This is a genomic window from Microbacterium sp. MYb66 (assembly GCF_002979435.1).
Classification (GTDB): domain Bacteria; phylum Actinomycetota; class Actinomycetes; order Actinomycetales; family Microbacteriaceae; genus Microbacterium.
In genome coordinates this window covers 725,295-734,175 of the sequence record NZ_PCOV01000002.1, presented here as the reverse complement: position 1 = coordinate 734,175, position 8,881 = coordinate 725,295, and the positions used below count along the sequence as shown (strand labels likewise).

Annotated in this window: 10 protein-coding genes; 5 read left to right on the top strand and 5 right to left on the bottom strand. The window is 70.8% G+C overall.

Going from position 1 to position 8,881, the window contains the following annotated elements; translation table 11 throughout:
- From CQ045_RS07305 to CQ045_RS07290, 4 genes are all read left to right on the top strand, one after another.
- The coding region (locus tag CQ045_RS07305) for an alanine racemase C-terminal domain-containing protein (RefSeq protein ID WP_308737010.1) at positions 1–219 on the top strand (219 nt) is incomplete at its 5' end.
- Positions 216–1,166 carry a D-alanine--D-alanine ligase gene (locus tag CQ045_RS07300; protein ID WP_105722112.1) on the top strand — a complete coding sequence of 317 codons (951 nt, stop codon included), beginning with the start codon at positions 216–218 and terminating at the stop codon, positions 1,164–1,166. The genes CQ045_RS07305 and CQ045_RS07300, both read left to right, overlap by 4 nt.
- Positions 1,163–2,269 carry an acyltransferase family protein gene (locus CQ045_RS07295; RefSeq protein WP_181156474.1) on the top strand — a complete coding sequence of 369 codons (1,107 nt, stop codon included), beginning with the start codon at positions 1,163–1,165 and terminating at the stop codon, positions 2,267–2,269. Before CQ045_RS07300 ends, CQ045_RS07295 begins: the two co-directional genes overlap by 4 nt.
- A complete protein-coding gene (locus CQ045_RS07290; RefSeq protein ID WP_105722108.1) occupies positions 2,247–2,636 on the top strand; it encodes a VOC family protein in 390 nt (129 codons plus the stop codon). Before CQ045_RS07295 ends, CQ045_RS07290 begins: the two co-directional genes overlap by 23 nt.
- Positions 2,637–2,704: 68 nt before the next feature.
- Here CQ045_RS07290 and CQ045_RS07285 read toward each other — a convergent pair whose 3' ends face one another.
- The 5 genes from CQ045_RS07285 to CQ045_RS07265 are packed head-to-tail and all read right to left on the bottom strand — an operon-like array spanning position 2,705 to position 8,667.
- Positions 2,705–3,721 carry an ABC transporter substrate-binding protein gene (locus tag CQ045_RS07285; RefSeq protein ID WP_105722106.1) on the bottom strand — a complete coding sequence of 339 codons (1,017 nt, stop codon included), beginning with the start codon at positions 3,719–3,721 and terminating at the stop codon, positions 2,705–2,707.
- 53 nt (positions 3,722–3,774) lie between these two features.
- Positions 3,775–4,554: an ABC transporter ATP-binding protein gene (locus CQ045_RS07280; protein WP_105722104.1), complete on the bottom strand. Its 780-nt coding sequence runs from the start codon at positions 4,552–4,554 to the stop codon at positions 3,775–3,777.
- The gene (locus CQ045_RS07275) at positions 4,551–5,699 is read right to left on the bottom strand and encodes an iron ABC transporter permease (RefSeq protein WP_258130984.1); all 1,149 of its coding nucleotides are present in this window, start codon (positions 5,697–5,699) and stop codon (positions 4,551–4,553) included. Before CQ045_RS07275 ends, CQ045_RS07280 begins: the two co-directional genes overlap by 4 nt.
- Complete coding sequence (locus tag CQ045_RS07270; protein ID WP_105722102.1) at positions 5,696–7,462, bottom strand: prolyl oligopeptidase family serine peptidase; 1,767 nt, start codon at positions 7,460–7,462, stop codon at positions 5,696–5,698. Before CQ045_RS07270 ends, CQ045_RS07275 begins: the two co-directional genes overlap by 4 nt.
- Positions 7,459–8,667: a hypothetical protein gene (locus tag CQ045_RS07265; protein WP_105722100.1), complete on the bottom strand. Its 1,209-nt coding sequence runs from the start codon at positions 8,665–8,667 to the stop codon at positions 7,459–7,461. Before CQ045_RS07265 ends, CQ045_RS07270 begins: the two co-directional genes overlap by 4 nt.
- 115 nt (positions 8,668–8,782) lie before the next feature.
- On the opposite strand from CQ045_RS07265, the gene amiA reads away from it, so the two are divergent.
- Complete coding sequence (gene amiA, locus CQ045_RS19035) at positions 8,783–8,881, top strand: streptamidine family RiPP (RefSeq protein WP_017831216.1); 99 nt, start codon at positions 8,783–8,785, stop codon at positions 8,879–8,881.

Below are 8,881 nucleotides of genomic sequence, written 5' to 3'. Positions count from 1 at the left end.
ATCGGGGGGATACGGCATCCGCTCGTCGGGCGGGTGTCGATGGATCAGATCGTGGTCGACACCGGCGCGGTGCTGTTTCCGCGCGGCACGGTCGCGACCGTGTTCGGGCCCGAGGGAGGAGCCGTGCCGTCGGTGCAGGAGTGGGCGCGGTGGGCGGGAACCATTCCGCACACCATCGTCACCGGAATCGGAACACGAGTGCAGAGGGGTGTCGCATGACCACGAAGGTGCTGGTCATCGGCGGCGGACAGAACGCCGAGCACGAGGTGTCGCTGGCCTCCGCGGCCGCCGTCGCCGCCGCGCTGCGGATGGGCGATCACGATGTCACGTGCGCGACCATCGATCGTGACGGGATCTGGCGCGTCGACGGCCGTCCGAACGGAGGCTCGGTCGCCGAGTCGCTCGCGCTCGCGCTTCCGCTGCTGACGCGCACCGACGTCGTCTTCCCCGCGGTGCACGGCGCGCTCGGAGAGGACGGGGCGCTCGCGGCCCTGTGTGCGCTCGCCGGAGTGCGCGTGGTGGGGTCGGGACTGCGCGCCGGAGCGATCGGTATGGACAAGTGGACCACCAAGCTGGTGGCGGGTGCCGTGGGTCTCGGCACGGCCCGGGGGCGCCTGGTCGCGGCCGAGGACATCGGCGACGTGGAGTTCGAGCGGGAGGTGGTGGTGAAGCCGGTGTCGGCCGGCTCCAGTCACGGGGTGAGCCTGGTGACCGAGGAGGGGGAGATGCTCGCGGCGCTGCGCGAGGCGGCGCGCTTCGACCGGCGGATCCTGGTCGAGGAGGTCGTGCGGGGACGCGAGATCGACGTGGCGGTGCTGCGCGAGAAGGGCGGCATCCGGTGGGCGGCGCCGCCGCTGGAGATCCACGCGACCGGCCTCTTCGACACCGCAGCGAAGTACGACGGCAGCGCGCGGTTCACGGTCCCGGCACAGCTCGACGGGGCCGAGACCGCCGCGCTCAGGCGCGCCGCCATCGCCGTGTTCGATGCGCTCGGGTGCGACGGGGTCGCGCGGATGGACTTCTTCCTCACCGAACAGGGGCCGGTGCTGAACGAGGTCAACACGATGCCGGGACTGACGGCCGCATCGCAGGTGCCGCGGATGTTCGCGGCGGCAGGGGTGACCTACGTCGACCTGGTGGCGCGTCTCGTGCGCGCGGCATCGTGACTGCGGCTCCCGCACCGCGCGTCGGATGGCCGGACGTCGCGAAGGGGGTCTGCATCATCCTCGTGGTGCTGTGGCACGTGGTCACGAAGGTCGCGATCGATGCCGATGGTGCGGGGCCGGTGACGGACGTCTGGGTGACGCTCAACGCGCAGCTGCTGCCCCTGCGCATCCCGCTGTTCTTCCTGGTCTCCGGAGTGTTCGCGGCGCGGGCGGTGCTCGACCCCGAGCGCGCCTCCTGGCGACGGAGGGCCTCGCGGCTCGCCCTGCTGTATCTCGTCTGGGTGCTCATCCAGACGTTCGTGCTCGCGCTGACGCCCGACTTCGACACGGCGCGGGCGACCAGCGGATGGGAACTGCTCGCCCAGCTCACGATCAGCCCGACCAACCTCTGGTATCTGCTCGCGCTCGCGGTGTACCTGGTGGTCGGACGCCTGACCCGCGGGGTCCCGACCGCTGTGGTGCTGTCGGTCGCCTTCGCGATCGCGGCGGTCGCCGGTGCCGGTCTCCTCCCCGATCTCGGCAACCTGTGGCAGCTGGTGCAGAACCTGTTCTTCTTCCTCGCCGGCCTCCGTCTGCGTGCGGCCGTCGAGCGCTTCGCGGGACGGCCTCGGCTGCGGGCGACGCTGCTGCTCGGCGGCGTGTACGTCGGTGCGCTCGCGCTCGTGTCGATGCTCGGCATCCGTCTCGTGCCCGGTGTCTGGCCGGCCCTCGCACTGGTCGCTGTGGCGTTCGGAGTCGCCGCCTCGGCGCTCGTCGATCGGAAGGCGGAGGTCGTCGCTCGTCCGCTGCGCTGGATCGGACGGCGGACCCTCCCGATCTATGTGCTCCACATGATGCCTCTCGCGTTGATCGAGGCGGGGCTGCGCGCTGCCGGGTGGAGGACGACACCGGTGCTCGAGGCCATCGCCCCCGTCGTGCTGACGGCGATCGTGATCGGAGTCTGTCTGGGCGCGCACACGCTGCTGGTGCGCGGCGGGCTCGGGGCGCTGTTCGATCCGCTGCAGCTGACCGATCGCGTCCTCCGCCGTGCACCTGCGAAGGGGTCTCGACAATCGGCGGGTGACGGCGGACCATGGAGACATGGCGGCCTTCACAGCGGATAACGCGTTCAGCGGTTTCAGCGTCGACGACATCGACGCCGCGAAAGATTTCTACGGCACGACCCTCGGCCTCGACGTCGAGGTCAATGCGATGGGGTTCCTCGACCTGCGACTCGCGAGCGGCGGATCGATCCTCATCTACGCGAAGCCGAACCACACCCCGGCGAGCTTCACGATCCTGAACTTCCCGGTGGCCGACGTCGACGCCGCGGTGGACGAGCTCATCGAGCGCGGAGTGCAGACCAAGATCTACGGCGACGACGAGTTCCCCTCCGACTCCCGCGGCATCGTCCGCGGCAACGGTCAGGGCCCGGACATCGCGTGGTTCCGCGACCCGGCGGGCAACGTGCTCGCGGTCATGCAGGCGTGACGACGAGCTCGGAGGGGCCTGCGCCCCGGAGATCGAGGTCCCCGGGGCTCAGCGCTCGCCGACGCGGATCAGTCGAAGACGGTGTCGGGGTAGAGCCCCTCGGCGATCAGCCGGACAGCTGAGACGTTGCCGAGCGTGCCGGGGAACAGGTCGGTCGAGGGGACCGCGATCAGTCGGCCCTCGCGCACGGCAGGCATGTCGGGGAAGGTCGCTGCGAGGTAGGAGCGGATCGCGGCCTCGTGCGCCGGGTCCGACACCGCGAAGACGAGCGCGTCGGGTGCTTCGGCGGCGAGGGATTCCGGGGTGATCTCGGCGGCGAAGAAGTCGGCGAACGCGGGGTCGTCGGGCGTGAAGACGTTGTCGGCACCGGCGCGCTGCAGGATGTCGTACTCGATCCCCGCGCCGATCGCGGTGAGGGTGGTTCCTTCGATGAAGACCTGTGCGACGCGGGGACGATCCTGCCCGTCGACCGCCTTGTCGACGGCGGTCAGCTCGGCCTGAGACGACGCGATCAGATCAGCAGCCTCGTCCTCGACGTGGAAGATCGCGCCGAGGTTCTCCAGGTCGGTGAAGAGATCGTCGACCGTACCCTCCATGCGACGGTCGAAGCAGCCGCCGGTCGCGGTGTACGCGGCGACCCCGGCGTCTGCGAGCTGCTCGATGCTGGCGAAGCCCTGCTCGGCGGTGAACTCGTATGTCGTGGGCGAGTAGACGAAGTCAGGCTCGACGGCGAGGAGCTCCTCGCGGCTCGGCGGGGCGTCGCCGCCGATGACCGGCACGTCAGTGGCGAGGTCTGCGACGTCGGACGGCAGCTTCTGCGTCGTGGCCTGGGCTTGACCGGCGAGCGAGTCGGCGAGACCGAGACGCAGCAGCAGCTCGGTCTGCGAGGGGTGCATCCCGACGACGGCGGTCGGCGTGGACGGGATCTCGACCGTGCGGCCGCAGTTCTCGATCGTGATCACCTCACCGGAGGCGGCGGGTGCCGTTCCGGTCGAGACCCCACCGCCGCACGCGGTGAGGGCGATCGCGCCCAGACCGACGGTGACGGCGGCCAGCAGACGGGTGGCTCGGGTACGGGGTGTCATTCTTCTTCTCCTTCGATTGAGGGGTGAGGGGTATGGATTCGGGTGCCGGTTGATCAGTCGCCGACGGGCTGTCGCGGGTGGAAGGTCATCGCCCTCGCCCCGGTGTCGACCTCGATGGCGATGCGGGCGGTGACGTGGAAGACCTCATCGACGAGTTCGGGCGTGAGCACCGTGTCGGGTGCGCCGAAAGCCACGAGCCGACCCGCGTCGAGCACGGCGACGTCGTCGCAGAACGCCGCGGCGATGTTGAGGTCGTGCAGTGCTGCGATCACGGTCGTCCCGAGTCCGCTCACGACGCGCATCAGGTCGAGTTGGTGGGCGATGTCGAGGTGGTTGGTCGGCTCGTCCAGCACGAGGATCTCGCCGCTCTGGGCGAGCGCGCGGGCGAGCATCACGCGTTGGCGCTGACCACCCGAGAGCGACCGCACCAGGCGGTCGCCGAGATCGTGCACGTCGGCAGTGCGCAGCGCCTCGTCGACGATGCGCTGATCCTCCGGAGTATCCCGGCTGAAGGGCGGGCGATGCGGCGAGCGGCCGACGAGCACCGTCTCCCGTACGGTCAGGTCGAACTCGGACGGGGCGTCCTGCAGCATGACCGACACGGTGCGGGCGAGGGTGCGCGGGGCCAGCTGCGACACATCCGCGCCATCGATCAGGACGCGACCGTCGAGTGGGCGCTGGCCGGTGAAGAGCGCGCGCAGGAGGGTGGATTTGCCGCTGCCGTTCGGCCCGAGAAGTCCGACGATGCGCCCGGCACCGACTTCGAGCTCGATCCCGTGCAGCACGGTGCGGCCGCCGCGAGCGACGCTCACGCCGTCGAACAGCACGCTCATCGGTCGAACCCCGCTCGCTCGCCGCCGCTGCGCATCAGCCACAGGAAGAAGGGAGCCCCGACGAAGGCGGTGAGGATACCGAGGGGGATCTCGGTCGGCATCGCGACGGTGCGGGCCAGCAGGTCGGCGACCATGAGGAACAGTGCGCCGCCGAGGACCGTTATCGGCAGCATCCGCCGATGGTCCGAGCCGACCAGGAGTCTCGCCATGTGCGGGACGACGAGGCCGACGAAGCCGATGCCGCCGCTCACGGCCACGATCGCCCCGGTCAGGAGAGAGGCGAGCACGAGCAGCAGCCCGCGCAGCCGGGTCGTGCGCACGCCGACCGCCATCGCGGACTCGTCCCCGGCGAGCAGGGCGTTCATCAACCGGGAGAGTCCGCAGACCGCGGTGCAGGCGATGGCGAGTGCGACCGCGGGGATCAGCAGCGACGACATGTCGGCGGCCGACACGCTGCCGAGCAGGAAGAACATGACGCTGACGACGTTCTGGGCGTCGGTGGTGAGTGTGAGATAACTGGTCACCGCGCTCAACAGCGCCCCCAGCGCGACGCCGGCGAGGATCATCCGGGTCGGGGACAGCTCCCCGCGGATGCGCGCGAGCATGGCCACGAGGATGCAGGCGACCATCGCGCCCACGAACGCCGCCCCGCTCATGGTGAGACCGAGGAACGTGGCACCGCCGGACACGATCACCAGCACGGCGCCCACACTCGCGCCGGAGGAGACGCCGAGGATGTACGGCTCGGCGAGCGGGTTGCGCACGACCGCCTGCATCATCGCGCCGGCGAGAGCGAGCCCTGCGCCCGAGAGCGCGGCCAGGAGCGACCGCGGCACCCGGAACTGCCACACGGCCTGATCCTGCAACGGTGTGAGAGTGCCGTCGGACATCCAGGGCATGCCGGAGATCAGATGGCCCACCACGATCTTCGCGGCGTCGAGGGGCGACACCGCGACAGGTCCGGTCGCGGCGGAGAGCACGAGGACGAGCACCGCGAGCACGGCGATCGTCGTCACGGTCGGGCCGACGGGCAGCATCCGTCGGAAGCCGGGTCGTCCGCCGGTGCGACGACGAAGAAGCGGGATGCGGAGGGCGGGGGTGCGCCGTGCGTTCGTCTCGGTGAGGGCTCCGGTCGATTCGCTCATCGGGCGCCTCCCGTCGTGAGCTCAGCGGCGAACTCGATCGTGAGCTCGGCTGCGAAGTCCAGCACCGTGAGACCCAGCTCGTGCAGTGCGGCGGACTCGTTCGCCCCGTGCCCTGCCCCCGTCGCCGTCCAGAGACGGGCAGAGCCGCCGGCCCGTCGCAGTGCCTCGACCATCCGGTGCGTGTCGCGAGCGAGCACTCTGGTGTCCTCGCTGAGCACGATGCCCAGGTAGGAGGGGATCAGGGTGCCGGCCGGGAGCGCTTCGGCCCGCGTCAGAGGAGACAGGGTGCGGAGGCGAGGGCGTGATTCGGGGGTGCCGTCATCGCCGAACTCCGCGCGCCAGCGTGTTCCGAGCGGGTGATCGTCCAGGCCGAGCAGATCGAGGGGGGCGGCGGTGGTGACGAACCCCGCGCACAGCTCCGGGTGCGCGATCGCGCACCCGGCCGCGACCACCCCGCCCAGAGAGGCCCCGGCGAGGACGAGGAGGTCGGGTCGCGTGATCCCGGCCTCGACGAGTCCGCGCGCGATGTCGGCGAGGTCGGCGATCGTGCGGTGCTTGCTCCTGCCGCGGCCCGCCTCGCGCCAGGCATCTCCGCGCTCGCCACCCCCGCGGAGCTGCGCGACGGCGTACGCTCCGCCACATTCGACCCAGGCGGGCACGGTCGGCTCGAAGAGCGGAAGGTGCGGCACGCCGAACCCGCCGTAGCAGGTCAGGATCAGCGGCAGCGGACCCTCCGTTCCCGGGGGAGAGGTCACGTGGACGGTCAGGATCACGCCGTCGTCGGCGCGGATGTCGTGGCGGACGGTCGTGCCGAGGGGCCGTACGGCAGCGGCCGGCACCACCATGGTCCACTGGTGCGCGCGCTCCAGGAGGCGAGGGGGAGTGAGCGGGCCCTCGACGCCGAGACGCAGCACGCCGTCGTCGACGCCGATCATCGTGGTGGTCAGCGCATCGGAGGGGCTCGACGCGGCCTCGATGCGCGCGACCTCGACACCGTCGACCAGGTCGATGAGCACGCTGCGCCCGTCGGCGACGGCGAGGACGACGACGCGGTCGTCCTGCACCGCGACATCGACGATCAGCGCGTCGGGATCGTGCCAGCGCCAGAGTGCCCCGTCTTTCCCGGCATCGTCTTTCCCGGCATCGACGTTCGGCACGGCATCGAGCCCGCGGTCGTGCCACACCAGCACGCCGGTGCCGAGCGGGAAGGCGCGCAGGAGCGCCGGCCACCGTCCCAGCGATGCTCCGGTGGCGCGGTCGGTCAGTGTCGTGCCGCGGGAACGCGATCCGAGGGCGCGCAGACCGTCCGCCCCACCCGGGAACAGTCGCAGTCGTACATCGGGTTCCAGAGCGACCGCGCGCTGCTCCTCATGCTCGAGGTCCAGGGTCACGACCATCCCGTCACGGCTCGCGACGACGTCGAGGCTCCGCGAGTCGGGCGCCCAGAGCACGGTGTCGTAGCGCAGGCGGATGTCGGGGTGCAGTCGCAGAGCGCCGGCGACGACGTCGACGATGCCGAGGATGGCGTTCTCGTCGGCGGTGGGGGCCCACTCGACGGCGATGCGTCGACGGTCGGGCGACGGGAAGATCCGATGGAGGTGCCCATCCGGCTCGATCACGGTCGTGCCGTCCAGGCGGTGGATGCCGCGACGGGAACGGTCGTCCGCTCGACCCAGGACGAATCCCCCGACGGGAAGGCCCGGTCGACCGTGGCGCTCCGCGCGTGCGAGGGCATCATCGAGCGCGGATCGATGAGCGCTCATCGGCCCACCAGATCGTCGATGCGCTCGTCGTCGCCGGCCCACAGCAGGTGTCCCCCCTCGTCGAGCGGGGTGGGCAGGGTGATCGTCGAGATGTCGCCGTCGTCGTCGAGGAGGAGGATCGTGCCGTCGCCGCCGCTGGTGACCGCGATCGTTCCGGTGCGGGGATCGATCGCGATGGATCGGCGCTGCGCTGCGCGACCGTCGACGCCGTCCCAGGGCATGACCCCTGCGCGGGGCGGGTGCGTCATCGCCGGGACCGGGGTGATCCGAGAGATGCACGCGTCCTCCCGATCGATCCGGATCACGACATCTCCGTCGGGATGGATGACGGCGATCGCCGCGACACCCGCGGCGAGGGCGAACCGGAAGGCGAGTCCCGGCGGCAGCGGCACGGTGCGGGATGCCCCGGAAGCGAGGTCGATCTCGACGAACGTGTTGGTCCAGTCCGGCCACGATCCGGGGGCGGCCGGTCCGCCGCGCACGATGCCGGTGGCTCGACGGTCGTCGCCGGTGAGGCGCAGGTAATAGGCTCGCCCCTCGGCGGGCCACGGCACGATACCGAGGGCCCGGGGCGCGCCTGCATCGACGACGAAGCGCTCCAGGCCACGGCTCGAGGCGATGCCGACGATGCCGGATGCCGGATCCATCACCTCGCCGTGGCCGTCGGGGGCGAGGTCGTCGAGGAGGGGCCCGCGAAGGACCGGAGCGTGCGGTCCGACTTCGAGCGCCGCCGTGAGGGGCAGCGCTTCGACGGCACCGGGTTCGCGATGGCGGAGCACGATCGTCGGCTCGCCGGAGACCTGATCCGGAGCGATCACGACTCCGGGCTCGCCGGTGCGCACGCGGAACCGCGCCGAGGCGTCGGAGGCGATATCGACGACCGAGACGACGTCGCTCCACGGCTCCGCGTTCATCCCCAGACCGGTGGTGACGACCACGTGGCGTCCGGTGGCATCGCAGGCGAGGTGCTCGGCGGGGATGGCGATCGGGATGCGCCGCACGGAGTCCGCATCGCCGACGACGAGGGCGCCACCGCGGTCGTCTGCGAACGCCCATCGCCCGGGAGCTCCGGCGGGAAGCCGCAGGAAGCCGGCGTGCTCGGCCAGCCAGCTGTCGGCGACGGCGACACGCCGGGAGCCGTCACGGATCTCATAGACGACTCCGGCCCGGTGATCGGCGGCGAGGAGGGGTGTGGAGAAGGACATGTCAGCGATCCTAGTAGATATTGAGAATCATTATCATTTAGGGTCGTGAGTGTTCACGCACCGTGGACTCCGCCCCGCACCCCGCGGGTCGGAAACCTCAGAGAAGGAGCATGAAATGGAAAAGCAGATCCTCGCCGAGATCGAAGAGTCCGAGCAGCTGGCGCACCTGTCGGCATCGCACTCGAACGCCCTGGTCGAGAACCCGTTCGACTGA